Source organism: Bacillus sp. AY18-3 (assembly GCF_008042305.1).
Classification (GTDB): Bacteria; Bacillota; Bacilli; order Bacillales; family Bacillaceae_G; genus Bacillus_A; species Bacillus_A wiedmannii.
Window position 1 is genome coordinate 95,738 of record NZ_QKQR01000027.1, and the last position, 26,822, is coordinate 122,559.

General features: G+C 36.6%; 28 protein-coding genes and 1 other annotated feature. Of the genes, 3 read left to right on the forward strand and 25 right to left on the reverse strand.

All coding sequences use genetic code 11. The annotated features are described in order from the left end of the window. Positions 1–264 precede the first annotated feature (264 nt). From DM800_RS21620 to DM800_RS21685, 11 genes are all read right to left on the reverse strand, one after another. A complete protein-coding gene (locus tag DM800_RS21620) occupies positions 265–660 on the reverse strand; it encodes an ankyrin repeat domain-containing protein (RefSeq protein ID WP_087985284.1) in 396 nt (131 codons plus the stop codon). Further along, entirely contained in the window at positions 627–1,445 is an 819-nt protein-coding gene (locus tag DM800_RS21625) for an ABC transporter ATP-binding protein (RefSeq protein ID WP_088123434.1), read from the reverse strand. Before DM800_RS21625 ends, DM800_RS21620 begins: the two co-directional genes overlap by 34 nt. Positions 1,446–1,603: 158 nt before the next feature. Continuing rightward, on the reverse strand, positions 1,604–2,761 hold the full coding sequence (locus tag DM800_RS21635; RefSeq protein ID WP_147787574.1) for an RNA-guided endonuclease InsQ/TnpB family protein: 1,158 nt from the start codon (positions 2,759–2,761) through the stop codon (positions 1,604–1,606). 269 nt (positions 2,762–3,030) lie between these two features. Continuing rightward, positions 3,031–4,050 carry a FecCD family ABC transporter permease gene (locus tag DM800_RS21645; protein WP_147787563.1) on the reverse strand — a complete coding sequence of 340 codons (1,020 nt, stop codon included), beginning with the start codon at positions 4,048–4,050 and terminating at the stop codon, positions 3,031–3,033. A 5-nt stretch (positions 4,051–4,055) separates the two neighbouring features. Next, entirely contained in the window at positions 4,056–5,003 is a 948-nt protein-coding gene (locus tag DM800_RS21650) for an ABC transporter substrate-binding protein (protein WP_147787564.1), read from the reverse strand. A 155-nt stretch (positions 5,004–5,158) separates the two neighbouring features. Further along, a complete protein-coding gene (locus tag DM800_RS21660; protein WP_048541451.1) occupies positions 5,159–5,386 on the reverse strand; it encodes a YrhC family protein in 228 nt (75 codons plus the stop codon). Between the two features lie 126 nt (positions 5,387–5,512). Beyond that, complete coding sequence (gene adhE, locus DM800_RS21665) at positions 5,513–8,116, reverse strand: bifunctional acetaldehyde-CoA/alcohol dehydrogenase (protein ID WP_147787565.1); 2,604 nt, start codon at positions 8,114–8,116, stop codon at positions 5,513–5,515. Between the two features lie 260 nt (positions 8,117–8,376). Beyond that, positions 8,377–9,510 carry a bifunctional cystathionine gamma-lyase/homocysteine desulfhydrase gene (locus tag DM800_RS21670; RefSeq protein ID WP_046956311.1) on the reverse strand — a complete coding sequence of 378 codons (1,134 nt, stop codon included), beginning with the start codon at positions 9,508–9,510 and terminating at the stop codon, positions 8,377–8,379. Between the two features lie 3 nt (positions 9,511–9,513). Beyond that, positions 9,514–10,437 carry an O-acetylserine dependent cystathionine beta-synthase gene (locus DM800_RS21675; RefSeq protein WP_097906792.1) on the reverse strand — a complete coding sequence of 308 codons (924 nt, stop codon included), beginning with the start codon at positions 10,435–10,437 and terminating at the stop codon, positions 9,514–9,516. Positions 10,438–10,519: 82 nt separating this feature from the next. Next, on the reverse strand, positions 10,520–11,215 hold the full coding sequence (gene mtnN / locus DM800_RS21680) for a 5'-methylthioadenosine/S-adenosylhomocysteine nucleosidase (RefSeq protein ID WP_048531328.1): 696 nt from the start codon (positions 11,213–11,215) through the stop codon (positions 10,520–10,522). A 14-nt stretch (positions 11,216–11,229) separates the two neighbouring features. Then, on the reverse strand, positions 11,230–11,868 hold the full coding sequence (locus tag DM800_RS21685; RefSeq protein ID WP_000536314.1) for a class I SAM-dependent DNA methyltransferase: 639 nt from the start codon (positions 11,866–11,868) through the stop codon (positions 11,230–11,232). Between the two features lie 136 nt (positions 11,869–12,004). Between DM800_RS21685 and DM800_RS21690 the strand changes: the two genes are divergently transcribed. After that, positions 12,005–12,220, forward strand: a complete 216-nt coding sequence (locus tag DM800_RS21690; protein WP_000010984.1) for a YrzA family protein — start codon at positions 12,005–12,007, stop codon at positions 12,218–12,220. Between the two features lie 34 nt (positions 12,221–12,254). Here the strand turns inward: DM800_RS21690 and DM800_RS21695 are convergent, their stop codons facing one another. The 12 genes from DM800_RS21695 to alaS all read right to left on the reverse strand — a co-directional run bounded on the left by DM800_RS21695 (position 12,255) and on the right by alaS (position 24,342). Next, positions 12,255–12,902 carry a YrrS family protein gene (locus DM800_RS21695; RefSeq protein WP_060488236.1) on the reverse strand — a complete coding sequence of 216 codons (648 nt, stop codon included), beginning with the start codon at positions 12,900–12,902 and terminating at the stop codon, positions 12,255–12,257. Between the two features lie 116 nt (positions 12,903–13,018). Further along, on the reverse strand, positions 13,019–14,773 hold the full coding sequence (locus DM800_RS21700) for a peptidoglycan D,D-transpeptidase FtsI family protein (RefSeq protein ID WP_147787566.1): 1,755 nt from the start codon (positions 14,771–14,773) through the stop codon (positions 13,019–13,021). Between the two features lie 92 nt (positions 14,774–14,865). Further along, positions 14,866–15,342: a transcription elongation factor GreA gene (gene greA, locus DM800_RS21705; protein WP_000179964.1), complete on the reverse strand. Its 477-nt coding sequence runs from the start codon at positions 15,340–15,342 to the stop codon at positions 14,866–14,868. A 278-nt stretch (positions 15,343–15,620) separates the two neighbouring features. After that, positions 15,621–16,259: a uridine kinase gene (udk, locus tag DM800_RS21710; protein WP_000537082.1), complete on the reverse strand. Its 639-nt coding sequence runs from the start codon at positions 16,257–16,259 to the stop codon at positions 15,621–15,623. Between the two features lie 18 nt (positions 16,260–16,277). Next, entirely contained in the window at positions 16,278–17,558 is a 1,281-nt protein-coding gene (locus tag DM800_RS21715; RefSeq protein WP_000217969.1) for a peptidase U32 family protein, read from the reverse strand. 18 nt (positions 17,559–17,576) lie between these two features. After that, on the reverse strand, positions 17,577–18,506 hold the full coding sequence (locus DM800_RS21720; protein ID WP_000742789.1) for a peptidase U32 family protein: 930 nt from the start codon (positions 18,504–18,506) through the stop codon (positions 17,577–17,579). Positions 18,507–18,513: 7 nt separating this feature from the next. Continuing rightward, the gene (locus DM800_RS21725) at positions 18,514–19,155 is read right to left on the reverse strand and encodes an O-methyltransferase (protein ID WP_097906788.1); all 642 of its coding nucleotides are present in this window, start codon (positions 19,153–19,155) and stop codon (positions 18,514–18,516) included. A 202-nt stretch (positions 19,156–19,357) separates the two neighbouring features. After that, the gene (mltG, locus tag DM800_RS21730) at positions 19,358–20,428 is read right to left on the reverse strand and encodes an endolytic transglycosylase MltG (protein WP_147787567.1); all 1,071 of its coding nucleotides are present in this window, start codon (positions 20,426–20,428) and stop codon (positions 19,358–19,360) included. Positions 20,429–20,648: 220 nt separating this feature from the next. Continuing rightward, positions 20,649–20,927, reverse strand: a complete 279-nt coding sequence (locus DM800_RS21735; protein ID WP_000392245.1) for a DUF1292 domain-containing protein — start codon at positions 20,925–20,927, stop codon at positions 20,649–20,651. Positions 20,928–20,939: 12 nt separating this feature from the next. Beyond that, on the reverse strand, positions 20,940–21,353 hold the full coding sequence (gene ruvX / locus DM800_RS21740) for a Holliday junction resolvase RuvX (RefSeq protein WP_001221204.1): 414 nt from the start codon (positions 21,351–21,353) through the stop codon (positions 20,940–20,942). Positions 21,354–21,356: 3 nt separating this feature from the next. Further along, complete coding sequence (locus DM800_RS21745; RefSeq protein ID WP_000348590.1) at positions 21,357–21,623, reverse strand: IreB family regulatory phosphoprotein; 267 nt, start codon at positions 21,621–21,623, stop codon at positions 21,357–21,359. A gap of 76 nt (positions 21,624–21,699) precedes the next feature. Next, positions 21,700–24,342, reverse strand: a complete 2,643-nt coding sequence (gene alaS / locus DM800_RS21750) for an alanine--tRNA ligase (RefSeq protein WP_048541432.1) — start codon at positions 24,340–24,342, stop codon at positions 21,700–21,702. Between the two features lie 40 nt (positions 24,343–24,382). After that, positions 24,383–24,602 (reverse strand) — a binding site (T-box leader). Between the two features lie 211 nt (positions 24,603–24,813). Between alaS and DM800_RS21755 the strand changes: the two genes are divergently transcribed. Next, positions 24,814–25,158, forward strand: a complete 345-nt coding sequence (locus DM800_RS21755; protein ID WP_147787568.1) for a PH domain-containing protein — start codon at positions 24,814–24,816, stop codon at positions 25,156–25,158. A gap of 38 nt (positions 25,159–25,196) precedes the next feature. Here DM800_RS21755 and DM800_RS21760 read toward each other — a convergent pair whose 3' ends face one another. After that, positions 25,197–26,264, reverse strand: a complete 1,068-nt coding sequence (locus DM800_RS21760) for an AI-2E family transporter (protein ID WP_048541428.1) — start codon at positions 26,262–26,264, stop codon at positions 25,197–25,199. A 176-nt stretch (positions 26,265–26,440) separates the two neighbouring features. On the opposite strand from DM800_RS21760, the gene DM800_RS21765 reads away from it, so the two are divergent. Beyond that, positions 26,441–26,653 (forward strand): hypothetical protein, encoded by a 213-nt coding sequence (locus tag DM800_RS21765; RefSeq protein ID WP_088093514.1) that lies wholly within the window; start codon positions 26,441–26,443, stop codon positions 26,651–26,653. 36 nt (positions 26,654–26,689) lie between these two features. Here DM800_RS21765 and DM800_RS21770 read toward each other — a convergent pair whose 3' ends face one another. Continuing rightward, the gene (locus DM800_RS21770) at positions 26,690–26,818 is read right to left on the reverse strand and encodes a YrzQ family protein (protein ID WP_001053553.1); all 129 of its coding nucleotides are present in this window, start codon (positions 26,816–26,818) and stop codon (positions 26,690–26,692) included. Positions 26,819–26,822: the final 4 nt, after the last annotated feature.

The window sequence follows — 26,822 nt, forward strand, 5'->3', positions numbered from 1 at the left end:
TTTGTATATATCCTAAAATGTTACTATCTATTATAAATGAACCAAGAATAAAATACAGAATATTCAATCCCTCAAGAATCTAAAAAAGGCAGTAGACAAATATTGTCTACTGCATCCATATCATAACTAGCATAAAGAAAACTACAATTGAGGGGGGTGTAGGATTTTCAAATATACTAGATACTTATCCCGTTCTAACGGGCGGTAAACTTTTCAATTATATGAAAGTGAAAAGTTTACCGCACATAAGAACCTTTGCGGTCATTAAGAGATCACCGTTAAGTACTCAAATACACGCTGTGCTTGTTCTCCACCCATTCGTGCATGTTGAAGAAGGGAAATACCATGTGGACCCGATGCACGCAATGCCTCTGGTTGTGCTACTAAAATAGCTTGTACAACTTCTAATTCTCCAAGCATCGCGGCCGCGAAAATGTCCATTCGAGCACCCTTTTCTAGTAAATAGAGAGCAATATCTTTACGACCTACATGTGCCGCCGCTCCTAACGCACTTTCCCAATCTGATCCGCCCCAATTGTAAGAGGCATGAAGTAAGCTTGGCGATTCAGCCAACAGTTCTTGTACTTTTTCTAAATCTCCGTGAGCTGCCATAACAAATTCTCTTACTAACTCAGTGGTAATACATTCTTCTGTTCGCATCTTGCTCCTCCTTTTTTAGAAATTCGTTTTGGTATGAAAAATGGCTTGTCACTTCCTTGAAAAATATCTACCTCTATGCCGAACACACGTTGAAACATTTCATGACATAACACTTCTTCTGGTATACCGTCATACTGAAGCTGCCCTCGCTTTAATACGAGTAAACGATCACTATATTGAGCCGCTTGGTTAATATCATGTAAAACCATTACAATTGTCATGCCAAACTCCTCGTTTAACCGTTTCACAAGTTCCATTACTTCCAACTGATGAACGATATCTAAAAAGGTTGTTGGCTCATCTAATAATAAGACATTTGTACGTTGTGCTAGCGTCATTGCAATCCAGGCACGTTGTCTTTCTCCTCCTGATAAAGATTGCAAAAGGCGATATTCATACCCTTGAAGATTTGTAACAGACAATGCCCAATCAACAATTTTTTCATCGTCTTTATTTAAGCGACCTCTCCATGATTTATGAGGTCCTCTTCCAAATTCGATTAATTCTTTCACTGTTAAATCTAATTGATGATCATGCATTTGTGGTAACATCGCTAATTGCTTCGCTACATCGGCACTTTTCATCGTATGAATACTTTTTCCATCTAAAATGATATCCCCTTCACTTTGTTTAAGTAGTCTTGCCATTAAACGAAGCAAAGTAGATTTCCCTGATCCATTCGGTCCAATTAAACTAACGACCTCTCCAGCTTTAATATGTACATTCATATTTTGCATTTGAAATCTTTCAGAATGTGCGTAAAACACTTTATTAACGGAAATCACGTTGTCTTCCTGCTACTAAAAATATAGATAAATATATACTCTTAGAGTATTCCTGCTTCTACGTGTCCTGCCTTGCCAACCACTCGCTACTACAGTTTGCTGTAACACTCCACAGGCGTAAATTCCGATGTAGCCCACCGTACATATATACAATCTATTTACGTTAGTATTGTATATATTTTTGCTTGTAGAAGGTTGATTGACGCATTCGAATCTCTATCCATTACATTACCACAGTCACATTCATATACTCGGTCTGATAGCTTTAAGTCTGCTTTCTTTTGACCACAACATGAGCATATCTTTGACGAGGGATAGAATTTATCTACTTGACGCAGTTCAATTCCATATTCCTCACATTTCGTCAATAACCATGTTTTAAACGTATAAAAGCACTGCTTAGCAATTGCTTTAGATAGATGTTTATTCTTCATCATACCTTTCACATTCAAATCTTCTACTGTAATAAACGTTGGATTGGTTTTCACCACATCATTTACAATAGACTTTACATACGCTAATCGAATATTTGCTAGCCTAGCATGTAGTTTTTTCACCCTAAGAATGTTTTTATCTATATTCGCTCTTTTATTAGTAACAGGTTGTTCACCTCGTTTTCTTATATTTTCAAATTTGCGTGATAAAGAGCGTTGTTCACGTTTCAACCGTTTTTCTATCTTTTTTACTTGTACTGTTTTATTTATATTTTTATGAGTTTTTCCATCGCTACGTACAGCGAAATCTTTCACACCTAAATCAATCCCTAAACCGGTTGAATGGAGTATTGGCTTCGTTTTTGTTTCTTCCACTTCGCAAAGAACAGATACAAAATATCTTCCTGCTCTTTTAGAAATCGTTCCGCTTTTTACAACCGCATCTTTTGGGATATATCCATGCTCTTTTAATCTCATCCATCCAATCGTAGGGATTTTTACTCTATGTCTTTCCACTGCCCAATCTGTTTTATTGTTCTTAGGGAAATAACATTTTACATCTTCATTTTTCTTTTTCTTGTAGCGTGGAAACTTAGACAAACCATTAAAAAACTTCTTGAAAGCTTTATCTCCATTCATAATCGCTTGTTTTACAGCTTTACTTGACACTTCTTTAACCCACTGGTCGCACTCTTTTGTATGGATGTTGTTTAACCATTTAGAAAAGTCATAGCCACTGAGAAATTTCCCCTCGGCTTCATATATCTCTTTGTTTTTAGATATATATAGATTGTAAACATACCTGCACACCCCAATCGTTTGATTTATCTTGGTTATTTGTTCATTTGTCGGTTTAATCTCTATTCGGTATGCTTTCTTCATAGCTCTCCATCCTCCGACATTTTCTTTTTTTATTTCCTCAATCCATATATCCTGAATAAGTTCTTCTTGTGGAGATAACTTGTTATTATTAACAATAATAACTTCTACTCCCACCTTATGAAGAAATCTCTCAAACCAGTCCTAACCAAAATGAATACACCTATCTTTGTAATGTCTTAACAGATACATTAATCATCCCTGAAAACTCTTTTGGTTTATATTGTTTCATGTTTATATTTTACTAAGCATGTCCACATTTCCTTCTGTTTTTACTTACTGTTTCCTCCTTTATAAATTAAATATAAGAAGAACGGACCGCCTAAGAAGGATAATAAAATACCAACAGGCAATTCAATTGGATCGAACCAACTTCGAGCTATCGCATCCGCGAAAACAAGTAATATACCTCCGCCAAGGCATGATAATGGCAGTAAATATTTATAGTCATTTCCAACTAATAAACGTAACATATGTGGTACAACAAGACCGACAAATCCAATAAGACCAGAAACACTAACTGCAATTCCAGCTAATAGTGTACTTACTACTATTAAATAAAACCGGCTTTTCTCCACGTTATGACCTAATAATTTCGCCATTTCATCTCCAAGCATTAATACTCGAATATGTTTTATACCAAAGAAGGCTAATATAATAGCGAATATTGCATAATAAATAACCATGTTTAAATGTGCCCAACTTACACCACCAATGCCACCTGCTAACCAAGGTAACACCGATTGTACTTTGTCACTATGTAATAACATTAACGCTGACGTCGCTGCACCAATTAATGCATTGATTGATACACCTACTAAGACAATCCTTGAAGGCGGCGCCCCTTTTTGCCATGATAAAGCATAAATGACCATCGCCGTTATGAAAGCTCCTATAAACGCCCCGAGCGGTAAAAATGCCATATGCTGAGGGAATAAAACCATAATTACAATTGCTACAAGGCCTGCTCCAGATGAAACCCCGATAATACCAGGGTCTGCAAGAGGATTTCTCATAACCCCTTGTAGCAGTGCACCAGATGCTGCTAAACATGTTCCTACTATAAATCCAACGAGCACTCTCGGTATACGAAGGTCCCATACAATTCGATGAACCGTCGAACCTTCATCTTGTATCCCTGTTAGAATTTCTCGTAAAGAAAAGGATAGGCTTCCTGCGAAAAGACCGTAAAAAAGACCTAGAATCGTTAATACAACTAAAGTAACTGCTATTATCCATCTTTTTTTCGCAAAAGGATGTTCCTTTTCCCTTACTACTTCACTACTTTCCATACTTATCATTTCCTTACATCTTGTATACTTTTATACATAAAGTCCATTGCTTCTGTAACTTTTGTTCCAGGATTTGATCCAAATAAGTCTGGTGGCAAAATAACTACACGATTTTGTTTTACTGCATCTAAATTTTTCCACGCTTCATTTTTCATCATTTCGCCTTCAAATGCTTTTTTAACGCTATTTGGATCTCCATGTGTAATTAAATAAATCACATCTGGATTTGCCTCAATAATACGTTCTACACTTAGCTGCGCATATTGCGGATATTCCTTCATTTCCGGAAAATTAGCTGCAATATTTTTTCCGCCTGTTTTTTCTAAAATATTACCTGATAAAGATGTTGGTAATGCTGCTAAATAAGTACCTGGTGCTCCGTATACTAACAGTGCTTTCACATCACTCTTTTTCTCATATGTCTTCATTTGATCATTAATTTTTTGATTAAGTTCTTTTGCTTTATCTTCTTTCTTCATTATCGTTCCATATAGTTCAATATTCTTTTGAATATCTTGTACAGAATTCGCAGAAGAAATCATTACTTTCGTTCCTTGCCCTTCAACCGTTGGAACATTCTTTTGAAACCCATTGTTAGCAATAAGTACATCCGGTTTTAAACTAGCGATTTGCTCAAAATTCGGTTGATGTGCATTCCCGATTACTTGTACTTTCTTTACATCCTCTGGAAGAGTTATTTTTGCATCCGGACGACCTACTATTTTTCCGCCTAAAGCATGAATAATATTCATGTCCCCCATACTTAATGTTGCAAAACTCTCTGGCACTTTATCGAATGTTACCTTTCTTCCTGATAGGTCGGTAACTTCGATTTTCTCTTTTCCTTTTTCTGTTTTTGTTGCAGATGCTTTTTCGTCTCCCTTTGCATTGCAACCTATTAACAAGAAAAAAATAGATAAAATCGCTGTGAATAGCGTAATAGATTTTTTCATTCTTTCACCTCTAACTGATAATGATAATCATTAACTACTATTCTACTTTAATTGATAAGGATTATCATTGTCAATATAAACCGCATACATTTTTTACAAAAACAAAAAGCACTACAAAAAGATTCATTCTTTTCGTAGTGCTCTATTTCATAATATTACTCACATTCGTTTCCCTCTAACTGTTCTCGCATCACTTTCACACGCTGAAAGAAAAAGAATGATAAACTTAAAAATATAACGGTACTCCCCATCATAACAAAAGATTGTATTGCTTCTTTTGCTCCATTCGGAATCAATAAGCCAACCATTAACAATGTACTTACAGCGAGAAGGATTTGTCCGAACCGAGTATAATCTTCTATTTTTCCTTGTAATTCTTTCATTATATTCTCACTCCTCTATTTCACTGTATCATATTCTATTAAACTTAAAGACCAGTAAATACAGCCATTCTGGGAGATGTTTTCCAAATGAAAAAGAGCCGCTTTATTGCGACTCTTTCATACCCATTACTCCCCTTTATATGCTTCCATATAAATTTCTTTCAACTCTGAAATAAGAGGTAATTTCGGATTAGCTGTTGTACATTGATCTTCAAAAGCTCTTTCTGCTAATAATCCAACAACCTCTTCAAATTGGTCTTTAGCAACTCCTTGTCCTGCAATACTCATATTTATATTTAAGCTTTTTCCAAGCTCAATAATTGCTTGGACGAGGGATTCCACACCTTCTGCTGTCGAGCCTGCTGGAAGCCCGAGCATTCTCGCAATATGTGCATAGCGTTCATCAGCCACAAAGTGCTCATATTTTGGGAACAATGCGTGTTTTCTTGGCTTAATAGCATTATAGCGAACTACGTGCGGCATAAGAATTGCATTCGCACGCCCATGCGGAATATGAAATTCCGGTCCAATTTTATGTGCTAAGCTGTGATTAATACCTAAGAAAGCATTTGCAAATGCCATCCCTGCGATTGCAGAAGCATTATGCATTTTTTCTCGTGCTTCTTCGTCATTTCCATCTTTAAATGCTCTTGGTAAATATTTAAATACGAGATCAATGGCCTTTAATGCTAATCCATCTGTATAGTCATTTGCTAGAACAGACACATACGCCTCGATTGCATGCGTTAATACGTCCATACCAGTGTCTGCTGTTACATGTGGTGGTACTGTCATTACAAACTGTGGATCAACAATTGCTACATCTGGTGTTAATTCATAATCCGCGAGCGGATACTTTATATTATTTTGCTTATCTGTAATAACCGCAAATGGTGTTACTTCTGATCCTGTTCCTGATGTTGTTGGAATGGCAACAAACTGCGCCTTACTTCCTAATTCCGGATATTTACATGTACGTTTTCTTATATCTAAAAACTTCTGTTTAATTCCATAGAATGTTGTTTCTGGTTGCTCATAGAAAAGCCACATCCCTTTCGCTGCATCCATAGCTGAACCACCACCAAGTGCGATAATTACATCTGGCTTAAAACTTCTCATCATTTCCGCACCTTTAAACACAGTTTCATCTGATGGATCTGGCTCGACCTCAAAGAAAACTTCGACTTTTACATCATTTGCATGTTTACGTAAATAATGCGTAACCGTATCTACATATCCGTGCTCAACCATTCCTGGATCCGTTACAATAAATGCACGTGAAATGTTAGGCATATTTGCTAAATATGCTGTCGCATGTTTTTCAAAATAAATTTTTGGTGGTAATTTGAACCACTGCATATTCTTTTTTCTATTTGCCAACCTTTTTATATTTAATAAATGCGTCGCTGTTACGTTTTGAGAAACTGAGTTTTTCCCATACGAGCCGCAACCAAGCGTAAGTGATGGAATAAATCCATTATATATATCACCGATTCCACCTTGTGATGAAGGAGCGTTTACAATAAGACGGCAAGCTTTCATACGTAATCCAAATTGTTTTTGTACTTCTTTATTTGTAGAATGAATGACTGCTGAATGTCCTAAACCACCAAGGTCTAACATGTCTTCGCAATATGTAAGTCCCTCTTCTAGTGAATTTGCTTTTACACAAGCTAATACTGGACTCAGTTTCTCACGAGATAGTGGATATGCTCCTCCGATACCTTGTATTTCAGCTACAAGCATTTTTGTATTTTCAGGCACAGTAATTCCAACTAATGCGGCAATGTACTGTGCTGATTTCCCTACAATATCACTATTTACTGCACATGTATTTTCATTAATAACAAGCTTTTCTAATTTTCTTCTCTCTTCTTCTGTTACAAAGTAACAATTGTTTGCAATCATTTCTTTTTTCACATCATCATAAATTTCCTTGTCTACAATGATTGCTTGTTCTGATGCACAAATCATACCGTTATCAAATGTTTTTGATAAAATTAAATCATTAACAGCTCGTTTTATATGCGCTGATTTCTCTATATAGCATGGTACATTACCAGGACCTACACCTAGCGCTGGTTTTCCAGTAGAATAAGCTGATTTCACCATACCTGCTCCTCCAGTTGCCAAAACAAGCGCAACACCTTCATGGTTCATTAATTGTTTCGTTGCTTCGACAGAAGGTCTTTCAATCCACTGAATACAATGTTTTGGTGCCCCGGCCTTCACCGCTGCATCATATACTGTTTTCGCCGCTGCAATGGAACAGTTTTGTGCTGAAGGATGAAATGCGAAAATAATTGGATTTCTCGTTTTCATCGCGATTAATGCTTTAAACATTGTTGTCGACGTTGGATTCGTTACTGGCGTTACCCCAGCTACTACACCGACAGGTTCCGCAATTTCTATTATTTCTTCATGAGGATCTTCGTGAATAATCCCTACTGTTTTATCTTTTTTTATGCTATGCCAAATATATTCAGTAGCAAAAATATTTTTAATACATTTATCTTCATATACACCACGACCTGTTTCTTCAACAGCCAACTTCGCAAGCGGCATATGTTGATCAACACCTGCTAATGCCATTTCATGAACAATGTTGTCAATTTGCTCTTGTGTAAAACTTTCTAATGCTTGTAAAGCCTTTCGACCGTTATTCACTAACGTATCAATCATCTCTTTTACTTCCTGCATTTCATTTACAACTTTCTCTTTGACTACCATGTAAATTCCTCCTATTCTGCTATCATGGACTAAATAAGACCCTATAGGTCATAATGAGTCCCGATTAGCGCAAAAAAAAATAGAGTTGCTTTCCTACATGAACCTCATTGTTTGTGAAATATTTCACAAGTTTGTTCGTGAGTAACACTTCATGAACTTAATATACATGAAATGATTTCATTTGTGTATGTCTATTTTGTGAAGTTTTTCACAAAAAGATGTAATAAAAATGCACTGCCTATATGAGCAGTGCATTTTTACTATGCTAACGCTTGTGCTAGATCTTCAATTAAATCTTCACCGTCTTCAATACCGACAGAAATACGAATTAATGTATCTGTAATTCCTAGCTCTTTACGACGATCTGCTGGGATTGATGCATGTGTCATTTGAGATGGGATAGAAATTAAACTTTCTACTGCCCCTAAACTTTCAGCAAGTGTAAAGTATTGTAAGTTCTCTAGTACTTTATTTAATGTTTCTTCACTATCTACATCAAATGAGATAATAGCACCAAATCCATTTGCTTGCTCTGTCGCTAGTTCATGGTTTTGATGTGATGCAAGACCTGGGTAATATACTTTATTTACTTTTGGATGGTTATTTAAAAACTCAGCAATTGCACGTGAATTCGTTTCATGCTCTTCCATTCGAATTCCTAATGTTTTTAAACCACGAAGTAGTAAGAAGCTATCTTGTGGGCCAAGAATGCCTCCTGTTGAGTTTTGTACAAAGTGAAGGTCTTCTGCTAATTGCGGGCTATTTACAACTACTAGGCCTGCAACTACGTCACTATGACCCCCTAAATATTTCGTTGCACTATGAAGTACAATGTCTGCTCCTAAAGTAATCGGCGACTGCCAATATGGCGTCATGAATGTGTTATCGATAATTGTTAATAAATCTTTCTCTTTAGCAAGAGTAGATATTTTCTTAATATCAGTAATTTTCAGTAATGGGTTCGTTGGTGTTTCCACATAAATCGCTTTCGTATTTGGACGAATCGCTTCTACAACTTCCTCTAGGTTTGTTGTATCTACAAATGTATGCTCAATGCCGAAGCGATTTAATACTTTCGTGATAACGCGGTACGTTCCACCATACACATCATCTGTTAAAATAACGTGGTCACCTTTTGAGAACAACATAATTGTAGCTGTAATAGCAGCCATTCCTGAACCAAATGCAAAACCAGCATGACCGTTTTCTAATACTGCAATCATTTCTTCTAAAGCTGCACGTGTTGGGTTGCCTGTACGTGAATATTCATATCCTTGATGCTTACCAACTGCTTCTTGTTTGTACGTACTTGTTTGATAAATCGGTACATTTACAGATCCAGTTGAAGGTTCTCCTATGCGAATACCATGAATTAATTTTGTCTTTGCTCTCATTTTTTATTCCCATCCTTTGTATATGTCTTTACTTAAATAGCGCTCACTACTATCAGGAAAAATCGTTACAATATTTGTACCTGGCGCCGCTTTCTCTGCTTCAAGTAAACTTGCATGAAATGCTGCTCCGGAAGAGCTCCCAACGAGCAGTCCTTCTTTTTGCGCTAATTCCTTCACTCGTAAAAATGCATTTCGATCAGAAATTGTATGAATTTCATCAAAATAAGATGTTTTCAAAAATGGCGGGATAAATTCAAGGCCAATCCCTTCTGTTTCATGCGAACCAGCTTTACCACCATTTAAAATAGATCCTTCTGGTTCGACAATAACCGTTTTTATATCTATATTTTTTTCTTTCAAATAAGATGCAGTCCCCATGAATGTACCACCAGTTCCTGCTCCTGCAACAAATATGTTAATCTCTCCGTTCAGTGCATCCCACAGTTCAGGACCTAGTGTTTTGAAATAAGCACGCGGGTTTGCTTCATTCGCAAACTGACTTGGAGAGTATGAATTCGGTATTTCATTTACTAATTCTTTTGCTTTTGCAATTGCGCCGGTCATTCCTTGCTCAGTCGGTGTATGCACGACCGTTGCGCCTAGTGCTTTCATTAATTCTTGTTTTTCAATACTAAATTTCTCTGGTACACAAACAATAACGCGTAAATCATGTTGTAACGCTGCAAGTGCCAGTCCAATACCAGTATTTCCAGCAGTTGGTTCAATAATTGTTCCACCCTGGGTAACAAGCCCTTTTTCTAGCGCATCTTCGATTAATTCTCTTCCTAAACGGTCCTTAACGCTTCCACCTGGGTTATAAAATTCAAGCTTTGCAAATAAACGGACCCCTTCTGGAAGTGAAAAACGAGTAATTTCTACAATTGGTGTATGACCAATCAACTCATGAACTCCACGATATACATTCATCGTGTTCTCCCCCTTATTTGCCAATAAAGAAAAGGCAACTGTATGTATTTTCTTTATATGAGACAGTTGCCTTTTTGTTACATTACTTTAACTCTTCTAGTACTTTTACGATAAAGTTTGTAGAATGAAGAGCTGCTTGATCTAAAAATTGATCAAATGAAACATTTGATTCTTTACCTGCAATATCAGAAAGTGCACGAATAATAACAAACGGAACTTCATATTGGTGGCATACTTGTGCAACAGCTGCTGCTTCCATTTCTACTGCATAAAGGTCTTCAAATTTATCACGAATTGCTGCAACGCGGTTCGGATCACTCATAAATGAATCACCTGTTGCAATCATACCTTTTACAACTTGAATATTTTCTTCTGCCTGCATACATTTCTCAGCTAATGTAACTAATGCTTCATCAGCCTTGAATCCAGGAGGCATTCCTGGTACTTGACCATACTCATAGTTAAATGCTGTTACATCTACGTCATGATGACGAACTTCTGTTGAAATAACTACATCTCCAACGTTTAGAGAATGATGGAAGCCACCAGCTGAACCAGTATTAATTACTTTTTCAGGCTTATATCTTTCTAATAAAATTGTCGTTGACATCGCTGCATTTACTTTACCAATACCAGACTTTAACAAGATTACTTCGTGTCCTGCTAATTGTCCTTTCGTAAATTCACAACCCGCAACCGTTTCTGTTTCTGCTTGTTCTAATTTGTCACGTAAAATACGTACTTCTTCTTCCATTGCTCCAATTACAGCAATTCTCAATCTAATCCCTCTTTCTATTGCTTAGTTGCCTCCATTACCCAAACGAAATGATTTAATCTCGTAAACGTTACATGGAAGCCATTGTTTTCAAAAATAGACTGCATGACTGGAATACGTGTATAGTATTCCGTTTGCAAATCGTTTGCTAACTGATGGAAACCTCTTTGTTTTGCTGTTTCAACAGTTTTATCATATGCATCTTGATCTGCAAATATCGTATCAGCAAACACTATTTTACCACCTTTGTTTAGCAATTGACTATACTTCGCAATCGCTACATTTTTTTCATCATCTGTTAAATGATGAAATGCGTAGGTGCTTACTATGGTATCAATTGAATTTGGGACTTCAAACGAAAGAAAATCACCTTCTGTAATGGAAAATTCTTTTGGTAATTTCTCTTTTGCAATCATGCGCATTTCACGTGACGGTTCTATACCGTAAACTGTGCGTCCAGCAAACAATAATTTATTTGTTAAATTGCCAGTACCAACACCAAATTCTAATACATTACCAAATGACTTGTTAACTACATCCTCTAGAATGTCCTCATAATGGGCGAAAACTTCTTTATATTGTATATCTTCGCCTTGTACAAATGAGTCGTACGTATGAGCCCACTCATCAAATAAACCATTAAATTCTGTACCCATAAAAATTCCCCTTTTTCTTATCGGTTTTATCAGTATAATATGCCCTCTTTCTAAAAATGTCAATTGAAATGTACATGGTATTTCCTTCTTTTCTTTGTTACACTATAGTTGATTACACAGGAGAGGGGCCGTCTTCATGTCATTTACCTTTGAAATGTTAGAAGATAAAGTAGAATTTTTTGAAGCGGGAGACTTAGCTTCTTTAGAACGAAAAATTAGTGAACAAATTGATAATAATAAAGCACTTATGCTTGAAGTTCATCACATCTCACATCAAATGGTTATGGATCCTGAAAGCAAAAGACCGTATTATAGCGCGGTTGTTCATTTTAAATTAAAAAAATTGCGTTAACAAAAAAGAGAAGCTCCTAAGGAGCCTCTCTTTTTTAGTTTAGAGTTTGAACCAGTACTGGTTTCCAGCCCTCATTCTCTACCCAATCAATATTTACATAATATTTTTTACCTGATTGTTTATCTTGTACGTTACCGTAAGCTTTATTTTTACCGTTATTTCCGATTCGATGAATAACTAATTGCTCTACTGGAACGTCAATTGCAGCTGAAATTGCTTGGTTCATCTCATTCCAATCTGCTGTACCTTTTTTAAACGTCATCGCAGGTGTTGCACCTTGCTCTGTACCTACTGGCTTCCAAGAAGACTTCGTATAAGCGTCAGTTGCCTTTGGCTGTGTTTTTTCAGCTGGTACTTTCTCGTTAGCTTTCGCTTCTTCTTCAGCTTTTTTCTGTTCTTCTTCAGCCTTTTGCTTCTCTTCTTCCTTATTCTTAGCCTCTGCCTTATCTTGCTCGTTCTTCTTCGTCTCTTCTTTGCCTTTAGCTTTCTCAGACTTATTCTCTTTTGTTGTTTGCTGAGCTACTTTTTTATCACTAGAAGACGCTTGTTCTTTTCTTTCAGGAACAAACAATTGATATGATACAATAGCTACTAATATTAATACAATTGCAATTGCAATATTTAAAACACCGTTTTGACGACGTTTTTGTTGTTTCTGTTGGAATCTAGATCCTCCTGCCATTCTTCAAACCTCCATGCAGTTTTTCATACTTGCTATTGTAACATTAAATCTAGAAAGGTTGAACATTTACAATAATATTTTCACGAAATGAAAACATTTCACTATGAATTGCAAGATTACTTTTCATTCTCTAATCGATAGATTGATTCTACGATAGCTTTGAAAATAGGTGTAACTTTATTTACATTGCTATTCGTTTCTATATCCACGACAACTAAAGCATATCTTGGATTTTCATATGGAAAATAACCTGCAAACCAACGATTCACTTTCATCCCTTTTCCTGTTTGCGCTGTCCCAGATTTTCCGGCAACACTTAGTGGTAACGACCTGAATGCTGCTCCTGTTCCTTTCTCCGTTGTTACAACGCCCCTTAATAACTCTTGTAATGTTTTCACCGTTTCATAGGAAAGCTGTTTTCCACCTAATGTATGGTCTTCAAATGTATAGAAGTCCGTTCCATTTTTATACATTATTTTTTCCACAGCTTTCACTTCCATCTTTTCTCCACCTCTAGCAATCGTCGCCATCATATTTGCAATCGCTAGAGGTGACATACGTACATCTTTTTGTCCAATTGCTGTTTGCGCTACCGCCTTTTTACTATTCTTATTTCCTTCACTACCCCAAATCGTAACCCTCTTCTCCTCTGGCATTTGCTCAAAATGAGTTGTATGAAATACAGAACCTTTCCATCCAACCTTACTAGCGGCTCCTAACGCTGCTACGTAAGTTTCTAACACCATCTTATCCTTTTGTATTAGCTCATTACCTAACTCTGAAAATGTCCTGTTACAGCTTCTAGCAAAGCTCTCTTTAAAACTAAGTGTACCCATCATAACTTGTGGGTGGTCTTCACCATATAAATCTTGATTACAATTAAATGTACGATTAAACACATTTTCATTTTGATCAATCACTGCCGCTGCAACTATTGTTTTAAAAACAGAACCGGGAAAATGTGGTGTCAACATTTGATTTTCAAGTGTAGTTGTATATAAACGCTCATCCTTCACCTGCACAGATGGTTTACTGACCATCGCTAAAATTTCATTTGTCTTTACATCAAGTAATACTAATCCCCCCTTCTTTATTTCGCTTGCTTCAACCACTTCTTCTGCTTTTTGCTGTAACCTGTTATGTAAAGTTGTTTGAATCGTCACTGGATAAAACGGATTTCCAGGCGCAGTATATTTCGCTTGTTTTCCAAAAATCGGTTCCCCTTGTCGGTCCACTTGATACAATACTTTTGCCTCTCCATCGGTCAAAAGAAATTCATCAAATGATTGCTGCAATCCTGAAATACCAATTGGCGTTTGCCTTGAAATTTTTCTTACTTCTCCGTATCGTTTTTGAAATTCTCGTTCATTCTCCCCCACATCGCCAATTAAATGATTCACCCTGCCAGTTTGCCGTAAACGAACTTCAGCTGCTACAGTACCTAATACATTTAATTGATTTACCTTCTCCATCTGCTCTCGTGCCAAGCGAAATGGACCATTTCCCCTTTGCATGATAAATGCACTTTTCTTGTCTTTCATTTGACTTTCAATCTCTTGTCTCGACACACCAATGATATGCGCAATTTTCTCTAACATGTCATTTTTTATTTGTAGAAATGGAAAAACAATTAAAACAGGATACTTTTTCTCACCTATTTCCTTACCGTTCCGATCTATAAAATGGCCTCGTCCATCATCTACCGTAATGGACTGCGTCCGTTGTGTAACACTTTTTTCAATTAAATTTATCTTACGATCTGTAAATGATTCTGTATCTATAATTTGTATTTGAATTAAACGACAAAGTAAAATAAACATGATACATATAAAACAAATTAAAACAATTGTAATTCTCCGTTTTATTTTCATAAAAAAACACCTCGTCTATTATAGTTTGGACGGAGTGTTTCATCTTTTATACAAATAAAAAAATCACTCGCTTTTACACGAGTGATTTTTTATTATTTTACAGAGATAATCTCTACTTGCATTTCTCCACCTGGAGTTTGGATTGCTACCTTCTCACCAATTTGCTTACCTAATAAGCTTTTTGCAATTGGAGAATCGTTAGAAATTCTTCCTTCAAATGGATCTGCTTCTGCGCTACCTACGATTGTGTAAGATTCTTCATCTCCACCTGGTAACTCTTTAAATGTTACTGTTTTACCTAATGTAACAACTGTAGACTCTTCGCCGTTATCTGTGATGATAACTGCGTTACGAATCATGTTTTCTAATTGTGTAATACGTCCTTCTACGAACGCTTGCTCATCTTTCGCTGCATCATACTCAGAGTTCTCAGAAAGATCTCCGAAGCTACGTGCAATCTTAATTCGCTCTACAACCTCTTTACGTTTTACCGTTTTTAAATCTTCAAGTTCGTTCTCTAGCTTTTGCTTACCCTCTTGCGTCATAGGGTATGTTTTTTCTGTTGCCATATTTTCCACTCCTTTTATATACCAATCCCCCGAAAAAAAGAGGAGTTCCATATGAAAACTCCCCCACTTATATGTATAGCGGAGGTTTCTAGCACGCCTGTACTAGCGGAGTTGTCACATACAACCCCGTATTCCCAATTCCTCTTTATATAAAGAAGATATGTATGGAAAGTTGATATAAATATGCCCTCACCTATATATAGATGAGGTTGCATGTTTCATTGTATTCGATAGGAAGGGAAAAAATCCCTTCCTATCGTATATCTTTTACTATGCTATTACAAATTTACTTTTTGTTCAAGAATTGTTGCAATTTTTGTCACCATAATATCAATTGCAACATGGTTTTGTCCACCTTCAGGGATAATAATATCCGCAAATTTCTTAGAAGGCTCAATAAATTGATTGTGCATTGGACGTACAACACTTACGTATTGATCAATAACTGAATCCATCGTACGGCCGCGTTCCTTAATATCACGCTGCATGCGGCGTAAAATACGAAGATCTGCATCTGTATCAACGAATAGCTTAATGTCCATTAACTCACAAAGACGTGGGTCTTCTAAAATAAGAATTCCTTCTAAAATGATTACATCTTTCGGCTCAACTGGAATAACTTCTTCTGAACGCGTATGCAATGTATAGTCATATACAGGCTTATCAATTTGCTCATATGCAAGTAACTGCTGCAAATGTTCAATTAACAGATCATTATCAAACGCAAGCGGATGATCATAATTTGTTTTTAAACGCTCTTCCATTGGTAAATGGCTTTGATCTTTGTAATAATAATCTTGCTCTAAGATTAAAATAGAATGACCTTTAAAATGGTCAAAAATCGCTTTCGTTACACTCGTTTTACCTGATCCCGAACCACCAGCAATTCCAATTACAACAGGCTTATTCGTCCCCATTCGACTATCAACTCTTTCTTATTGAAGTATGCTTTTGCGCATCATATTATTCACATACACTGGTTGATCCACTTTGAATTTCACGATTTGCAGCGGATGTCTCGCTGCATCTAATTCGTTTCCATCCTCATCCCAAATTTTCTCCACCGTCTGCGTAAAGTTTTCTATTTCTGGCCCAAAGAACTCCACTTCATGTCCTGGTTTGAAATGATTACGTTGCTCAATCGTTACGATGCCTGTTTCTTCATTATAATCTAACACTAAACCAGCGAAATCATACGTTGTTTTCTTACTATGATTTCCAAACATTTGCTCTTGATGTCCTGGAACCCCTTCAAAGAATGCGGGAGCTGTATCACGATTTGCACATTTATCAAGCTCATCTAACCATTCTTGTTTAAACTCAAAATTATCCGGATCCGCACAATACGCATCAATTACTTTACGGTATACCGTTGCTACAGTTGCTACGTAATGGATTGATTTCATACGTCCTTCAACTTTTAAGCTATCAATTCCAATTTCAATCATTTTCGGAATTGATAAAATTAAATTTAAGTCTTTTGGACTCATTGCAAAGTGAGCATCTTCTTCTTGGAATAGAGGAAGCTCTTTTGCATCTTTATGTTGTGATACTGTTTGAACTAAATCATAGTCCCAACGGCAAGATTGACAACAACCACCACGGTTAGAGTCACGTGCTGTCATATGGTTACTTAACGTACATCTGCCTGAATATGCGATACACATTGCACCATGGACGAATGCTTCAATTTCAATATCCACTTTTTCTTTAATTTCTTTCATTTCTTCATAGCTTGCTTCACGAGCTAATACAAGACGATGTAAACCTTCTTCTTTCCAATACTGTGCTGCTTTCCAGTTGGATAGTGATTGTTGTGTACTTAAATGCACTTCAACAGAAGGCGCTACACGTTTACAAGTCTCAATAATAAGCGGATCAGCAACGATAATTCCTGTTACGCCAGCTTTTTCAATCCCTTTTAAATATTCCTCTAGCCCGTCCATATTTTCATTATGTGCAAAGATATTTGTTGTTACATATATTTTTGCTCCATATTTCTTTGCAAATTCAACACCTTCTGCCATTTCTTCCAGTGTAAAGTTACCTGCATTCGAACGAAGACCAAATTCTTGTCCACCTAAATATACAGCATCTGCCCCATAATGGATAGCTACTTTTAATTTTTCTAAGTTACCCGCAGGGATTAACAGTTCAGGTTTCTTCACAATAACGCGTTTGCCATCGATTACTCGTGAAATTTCTTGTACAGTCATTTCCTACACCCTCCTCGTTTAGTAAACCGTCTCTTTAAAGAAGAATCCTGTATCTAACGGACGATTTACTGGTTGCATTTCTTCTATCTCTTTATATAAATCGTCTTTCACGTCATAATACGCATCACGATCTTCTACACATAAATCAATTGCTTTACGATATTTCTTCGTTACCTCAATAATGTATGCAGAGCTTTTTAGTACACCATCAACTTTTAAGCTAGCGACTTCAGCGTCAATTAGTTCTTCTAACTCATCGATGAAACAAATATCGTTTGGACTCATAATGTGAGTACCATTTTCATCTTCATAAATTGGATATTTATTGTTACGCTCTGGGTCATATAAGAACATATTCTCTTCATATTTTTTCTTTTCAATGTCAAGATTACGTCCTTGATACTCAAAGTAGTTTCCTACTAAGGAACGCTTCGATTGGAACATACAAGTCATACCGTGAATTTGTACTTCAAGTTCCACTTCAGCATTTTCTTTTAATTCAACAATTTCATCTAAGCTAAGCTCACGAGCTAATACAGCGCGTTTTGCTCCTCTTTGTCCCCAGTAGTTACAAGTAAACCAGTTTGTTGCTGTTGTTTCTGTATTCCAGTGCAATTGCATATTTGGCGCTACTTCTCGGACCGCCATTAATACTGCTGGGTCTCCGAAAACAATTGCATCTACACTTACTTCGTTTAAAAATGCAACATAATCTGTTAATTCGTCTACTTTATCATTGTGGAACATAGCGTTCATTGCTACGTATACTTTCACACCATTTTCATGCGCAATCTTCACAGCTTGTTTCACATCTTCACGTGAAAATTCCCCTGCTAAACGTAAACCGAACTTTTGCTCACCGATCATTACCGCATCTGCTCCTGCTTTCGCAAGAGGTTCGATATCCACTACTGCTTTTGGCGTTACTAACAATTCAGGTTTCTTCATACCTTGGTCACCCTCTCTTTTTACTAACAGCTACTCCATCACCAATTGGGAAAATCGTTGTATCATATCCTTCATGGTTCATAAGCCATTCATTGTACGTCTTAATACGACGGATTAAACCACGTGTACGTCTGTTTTCAATTTTCTCTTTTGTCGTTACAAGGCCATGGTACATAACATTATCTGAAATAATTACGCCACCAGGGTTTAATAACGGTTCATATAAGTCAAAAAAGCGACGATATTGTCCTTTTGCTGCATCAATAAAAATAACGTCAAACGTTCCATGTTCTTCTACTTGCTCACCTGTTTCTAACGCATCACCGTAAATAACAGAAATACGCTCTTTAACTGATGAACATTCTATATATTCAAGTGCTTTTTCATATCGCTCACGATTGCGTTCAACTGTCACAATGCGAGAATTTGGAATAGCTTGCATCATACGAATACTAGAATAACCAATTGCTGTACCAAGCTCTAAAATGCTTTTTGGTCCAATTAAACGTAAAAATTGCAACATAAATTCCATTCCAAGTCGATCCATAATCGGCACATGATTTTCTTTCGCATAATCTTCCATTTCAAGAATTAATTTATCTTTCGGATCAATAAATGATAATAGGTACTCGTTAACTGCATCCTCCATAATGGTCCTCCTTATTTACATGGAGAAGTGCCTCTATGACGTCTTTTCACACATAGAATGCAATAAAAATACAAGCCAGCTTCATCCTTAGCTTGTACGTCCCGTTTTGATATTAAAAACGATTCTTCTGCCAGTTTTTAACCCGATATATTTTACCACAAAAAAGAGGGATGTGCGACATTTTTCGCTATCCCTCCCCATTTCACTGTTTTTTCGTAATATATTTTTGCTTTAATGCATTATGCTCTTCCAATGTTTTCGCATAGTACACTTCACCAGTTGGTGCAGCTAAGAAATAATAATAATCTGTTTGTGCAGGCTCTAACGCCGCTTCCACTGAATGTTTACCAGAGTTTGCAATCGGACCAACCGGCAATCCTTTCACAACATACGTATTGTACGGTGAGTTGATCTTTAAATCTTCGTATAATACACGTTGTTTATGCTTTCCAAGTGCATATAATACCGTTGGATCAGTTTGCAGGGGCATACCTTTTTCCAAACGATTATAAAAGACACTAGAGATTTTTTGACGATCTGTAAAGCCTGTTGCCTCTTCTTCAATAAGTGAAGACAATGTTAAAAGCTGATGAACATCCCAGTTTTTCGCTTTCATTTTTGCCTCGTTTTGAACAATGATTGCATTCGTTTTCTCAAGCATTGGAATTACAATTTCTTCTAACGTCGTATCTTTTTTATAGAAAGAGTACGTCGCAGGATATAAATAACCTTCTAATGGATATTTAATATTGCTATCAAAGATTTTATCCGTTAACAACTTCGGATACTTTTGCTGCATTTTTTGAATAAATGCTTTATCGTTTAATTGACGTACGACATCATCTTTATTCCACTTTAATTCGTTTGCAACCGTTTCTGCAATTTCAGTTACTTGTGCACCTTCTTTTATCGTCACTTTATAAAGAGCTGGACGATGTACATTACCAGATGACATTTGTTCAATAACATCTGAGGCACTCATTGAAGGATTTAATAAATATGTACCCGCTTGTAAATTTTTAGATTTAGCCTTTGTATAAAAACTAAAAACTGTACTGTTTTTCACAGCACCTTTTTCTTCTAAAATCTCACCAATTTTACTAGTAGATGATCCTTTTGGAATTTCTACTTCAATCTCTTTTTTATTCCCGCTATCAACTGGTCCTAATGCGGATGAAATATACGCATAGACTGAACCACAAACTAAAAGCAGTGCAATAATCGAAAATAAAAAAAGACGTCTACGCTTTTTTTTCACTTGATTCTCTATCAACACTCTTCCTCCTTAATTAAATTGTAGACCGTATGTATATCTTTCTATACAACACGATATAAAAACACAATAAATTTATTTATCTTTTTTTAGATAGACATTTTATTTTTCTACAATCCGTCTCATTATACTACAAAGGATTACACGGTTTCGACAAAAAATCTTTCATTTTACATATAAAAAAAGGTGGACTATATGTCGTCCACCTTTTCAGTACTTATTATTCAGCTTCTTGCTCATCAGCTAGAGTGTTGAACATTTCTTGTACCATTTCCCACTCTTCTTCAGATTCGATTGGAAGTAAACTTCCGCCCTCTTCTTCATTTTGCTCATAAGCCATTGCATCATAAATTGGGTCTCCATCTTCGTCTACTTCACCGATTGGAGAGAAGACTACGTATGATTTTTTGCCAAATTTTTCAGCATCAAAAGTGAAAATAATTTCACATAAATGTTCGTTACCTTTTTCGTCTACAATTGTAATTTGATTTTCTTCCATTTTGGTCACCTCTTATTTACTATCTAAAAATCCTTGTAAGATTACGACTGCAGCCATCTTATCAATTACCTGTTTTCGCTTCTTACGACTCACATCAGCTGAAATGAGCAGACGTTCCGCTGCCATCGTTGACAAACGCTCGTCCCACATTACAACTTCTAATTGTAACAGATTTCGCAGGTTTTCTGCAAATTGCTGGCACGCTTCACCACGTGGGCCAATTGTACCATTCATATTTTTAGGTAAACCTACTACTATTTTGTCCACATTGTATTGCTTTACTAACTCAGAAATACGATCAAAACCAAAGTGGCCTCGTTCTTCGTTAATCCTGATTGTTTCCAGCCCTTGCGCTGTCCAGCCCATTTCGTCGCTCATTGCAACTCCGACTGTTTTTGTACCTACATCTAAACCTAATATCCGCATAAACTACTCCTCACGATGATGTTTCAAGTACGACTTCACAAGCTCTTCAATTAACTCATCACGTTCAAGCTTGCGAATGATGCTTCGTGCATCTTTATGGCGAGGTATGTATGCTGGGTCTCCACTTAATAAATAACCGACGATTTGGTTAATCGGATTATAGCCTTTTTCTTGAAGTGCATCATACACAGTTAAAAGTACATCATTTACATGGACACTCTGTTTTTCATCTTGAATGCTAAACTTCATTGTTTTATCAAAACCGTCCATTTCAAGCACCTCACTTATATAGTAAGTATAGGGAGAAGAACTTCTCCTCTCCCTACCATTGTACACTACTATCTCTTTATTTTGAAACAGATTTAACGTACTCTTGTACAAATGCTAAAGCTTCCTCAACTTGCGCTGGGTTTTTACCGCCTGCTTGAGCCATGTCAGGACGGCCACCACCACCGCCGCCACAACGAGAAGCTACTTCTTTCACAAGTTTACCAGCATGGTAACCTTGGCTAATTAAATCTTTCGTTACGCCAGCTAAGATGTTTACTTTATCATCATTTACAGACGCTAATACGACAACTGCAGACTCTAATTTATTTTTCAGGTCATCCATCATCGTACGTAAGTTGTTCATATCTGCAACGTTTACTTTCGCTGCTAATACGTTTACGCCATCAACTGTCATTACTGAATCAGTTAAGTTTCCAGCTTCAATATTGCTTAATTTTGCAGCAAGAGATTCGTTTTCTTTTTGAAGTTGTTTTACTTCAGCAAATAAACCATCCACTCTTGTTAAAATATCTTTCGGGTTTGTTTTCATTTTTCCTGCTGCTTCTTTTAATAAACCTACTTGATCGTTCATTAATTCGTATGCAGATTTACCAGTTACTGCTTCAATACGACGCGTTCCTGCACCGATACCAGACTCAGCAACGATTTTGAAAATACCAATTGAAGCTGTGTTATCAACGTGACAACCACCGCAAAGCTCTAAGCTATAATCGCCTACTTGTACAACGCGTACAACATCACCGTATTTTTCACCGAATAATGCCATTGCGCCCATTTCTTTCGCTTCTTCAATTGCTTTTTGAGAAATCTCAACATCAATACTTTCCCAAATTTTCTCGTTTACGATACGCTCAATTTTTTCTAATTCGTCAGCTTGTACTTGACCGAAGTGAGAGAAATCAAAGCGTAAACGTTCAGAAGTTACAAGAGAACCTGCTTGGTTAACATGCGTTCCAAGTACGTCTTTTAATGCTTGGTGTAGTAAGTGAGTTGCTGTATGGTTTTTCACAACGCTACTACGGTTTTTCGTGTCGATAATAGCTTTCACAGCCGCATCTTTCGTTAATGTACCTTCTTCAACAACAACTTTGTGTAAGTTTTGACCATTTGGTGCTTTTTGTACGTCTTTTACAAGTACTTTCACGCCGTCAGCAAGAAGGTAACCACGGTCTGCAATTTGTCCACCGCTCTCAGCATAGAATGGTGTTACATCAAGCATTAATTGCCCTTCTTCACCAGCTTGTAAGCTATCTGTGTATTCGCCGTTTTTCACAAGTGCAACAACGTTACTTTCTGTTGCAACTGTACCGTAACCAACGAACTCGCTCGCTACTTTCACTTCTCCAAGGACACCGCCTTGAACTTGCATAGAATCAACGTCTTGACGAGCAGCACGTGCGCGCTCACGTTGTTTTTCCATTTCACTTTCAAAGCCTTCCTGATCAACTGTCATACCAGCTTCTTCTGCATATTCTTCTGTTAATTCAATCGGGAAACCATATGTGTCATATAGACGGAACGCATCTACTCCAGAAATAACAGTTGTTTTTTCCTCTTTTGCTTTTGTGATAACTTCAGCTAAAATTGCTTCCCCATCATGAAGTGTTTCATGGAAACGCTCTTCTTCATTTTTCACAACTTTTGCTATGAAATCTTTCTTTTCAAGTACTTCTGGGTAGAAGTCTTTCATTACCTCTCCAACAACCGGCACTAATTCAAACATGAATGGACGGTTGATGTTTAATTTCTTCGAATAACGAACCGCGCGGCGTAATAAACGACGTAATACATAACCACGGCCTTCGTTAGATGGAAGAGCACCGTCACCTACAGCAAATGTTACTGTACGGATATGGTCAGCAATTACTTTAAACGCCATATCTTTTTCTAAGTCACCATTACGATACTTCTCACCAGAAATTGATTCTGTTGCGCCAATCATCGGCATGAATAAGTCTGTATCAAAGTTTGTAGGTACATCTTGAACGATAGATGTCATACGCTCTAGACCCATCCCTGTATCGATGTTTTTCTTAGGAAGCGGTGTATATGAACCGTCTGGATTATGGTTAAATTGAGAGAATACAAGGTTCCATACTTCTAAGTAACGCTCGTTTTCTCCGCCTGGATATAATTCTGGGTCACTAAAGTCATTACCATAAGCTTCTCCGCGGTCATAGAAAATCTCTGTATTCGGTCCGCTTGGTCCTTCACCGATATCCCAGAAGTTTTCTTCTAAACGGATGATGCGCTCTTTTGGAACACCCATTTTTTCGTTCCAAATTGTGAATGCTTCTTCATCTTCTGGATGGATTGTAACTGATAGTAATTCTTTATCGAATCCGATCCATTTGTCGCTCGTTAAGAATTCCCAAGCCCAAGTAATTGCTTCTTCTTTAAAGTAATCACCGATTGAGAAGTTTCCTAACATTTCAAAGAATGTATGGTGACGAGCTGTTTTCCCTACGTTTTCAATATCGTTTGTACGAATTGATTTTTGGGCATTTGTAATACGTGGATTTTGCGGGATTACACGTCCATCAAAATATTTTTTTAATGTCGCTACACCACTGTTAATCCATAACAGAGATGGATCTTCATGCGGAACTAGTGATGCACTAGGTTCTACTGCATGTCCTTTTTCTTGGAAAAAGTCTAAAAACATTTGACGAATTTGTGCGCCTGTTAGTTGTTTCATTGTATTTTCCTCCTTAAATATAAAAAACTCCCGCCCCTATAAAAGGGACGAGAGTTAACTCGCGATACCACCCTAATTATGAATTGATTATTATAACAATCAATTCATCACCTCATGGTGCCGTAACGTGGCAAGACGGCAGTGATTAGCTGCTCTCAGGATTAGCTTTCTGTTACCCTTCATTTAAAGCTTCTTTCAGCCATATGGAAGCTTCTCTCTATAAATGGACTGTAACGTACTTTTTCCGTCATTGATTTAATGTATTATATGACTAAATATAATAGAATTCTCTTAAGTTTGTCAATGTAGATAATCATTTATATTGCATTAACCATAGTTATTCTACTATTCATTCTTAACAGCCTTTCAATATATTATGCATTTATTAATAAATTGTACTACCTCTATATTTTTTTCAGAATATTATTTTTTTGTTATAATTAAATTATCAATAATAAAGGAGCGAGCAAAATGACAACTTTATTGAACAAGGCTAAAAACATATTAACGACTGACGAAACGATATTATTTTACAATGCATGTTCATTAGATATATTTATTTATCGTTCCGTTGCAAGACCAGGACTGTTAATTTTAACGAACAAACGGCTCTTCTTTTATGGACCAGATGTAAGTAAGAACCCAATATTTGAAGAGTACTCTTTTGCAAACATTTCTAATCTAAAAGAGCAAAAGCGGCTTTTCAGCAATCAAATTATATTTATGTACGATAATGAATGGAAAAAAATAAAGCATATTCAAACAAATGATGTAAGCTCTCTCGTTCAACAAATACACGAGCAACTCTCTAAATAATGAAAGCCCTCTACTTTTATAAGTAGAGGGCTTTCATATTACACATCTTCTTTTTTCCAAAGAGGTCTTACATGAACAATCACTGTACGAATAACCGCTAAAATTGGAACTGATATTAGTAATCCTACAATCCCAGCTATCTCTCCTCCAACTAGTAATGCAAGCATAATAATAACAGGATGCATACGAAGTGACTTACCAACGATGTAAGGTGATAAAATGTTACTTTCCAAAAACTGCAAAATAGCAATCGTAATTCCCGCCTTAATGAGTAAACTCGTTGATACCGTTGCCGCAATCATCAATGTCGGAATCGCCCCTAAAATAGGACCGAAGTACGGGATTATATCCGTTACCCCAATAATAATGCCGAGTAATAGTGGATATTTCATACCGATAAACCAAAAGGAAAGAACAGATACTCCCCCTAATACTAAGCAAACAAATAACTGTCCTCGAATATAACTTCCGAGTGACTTATCAATTTCCTTCGCCAGCATTTGCCCTGTACTACGCCACTTACTTGGGACTAGTTTCCAAAAGATGTGATAAAATTCACCGTAATCTTTTAATATGTAAAATACAATGAACGGTATTAAGAAAATAATAAGCAACGAATCCAGTACGCCACGAGCCGTACTCATCACTTTATTTAAAAGTGATTGTATCTTCGTTTCTACACCAACAAAAATTTGTTTCACCTTTTCATGAATAAATGATGGGAAATTTGCTGTTTGTTCTGTGACGCCATCCATCCAAGAATCATACATTTTTGTAAACTGCGGAAATTGTTCATTAATCTCTTGTAACTGTTTAATAACAACTGGCGTTCCTTTATAAATCCCATAACCAATTCCGCCAAAGAAAAGGATGTAAATAAGCAAGATAGCAAGTGTACGTGGCATCCCTTCTTTATGAATTTTTTCAATTAAAGGATGCAATAAATACGCAATAAAGCATGCAATAAGAAACGGTGTAATTGCCACTTTAAATACAAAAATAATCGGTGCCCATAGCGGCTTAATTTTTAAAAAGACAAGTAAACAAAGAAATACTAGTAACAATAACCCTAAACGATATATCCAAATGATTTTAAGATTCTTCACACGAAAAACCTCCTCCACCTTTATTTTGAAAATAAACAGGGTAGGTTATGTGCAAAAGTTTTAAAATCTTTTCGTGCAGACCATACTGTTTTGTAAAGACATACATATACATAACATAACAAGGACAACCACCCCTGAGAATGCAGCATGAAACAATATAATCAGGAGGGCTAATAATGGTTTTATTTATGCTCGTATTATCAGCACTTTTTATGATTCTTGAATGGGTTTGTATCGGGTTTGGGATTTGGAAAGGTTTCTTTATTCGTTCCTCGCGAAAAGAAAGGGCGACGCAGTTATTTCATTACGGAATGCTTGGCGTTGGATGTTACGGCCTATCGTATCTCTTCTCTGAAATTGGACTTTTATATTTACATACAAGTGCATAAAAAAAACTCCCTTATCATGAAGGGAGTTTTTTGCGCTTATAAATAAGATTTAATCATCTTACGTGCTTTTTTCATATTGCGTTTTGAAAATACATCTTGCTTGCGAGCATATTGATATGCTGCCGCTCCAACACCTAATGCGATTAATGAATTGCGTAGATTCAAAGTA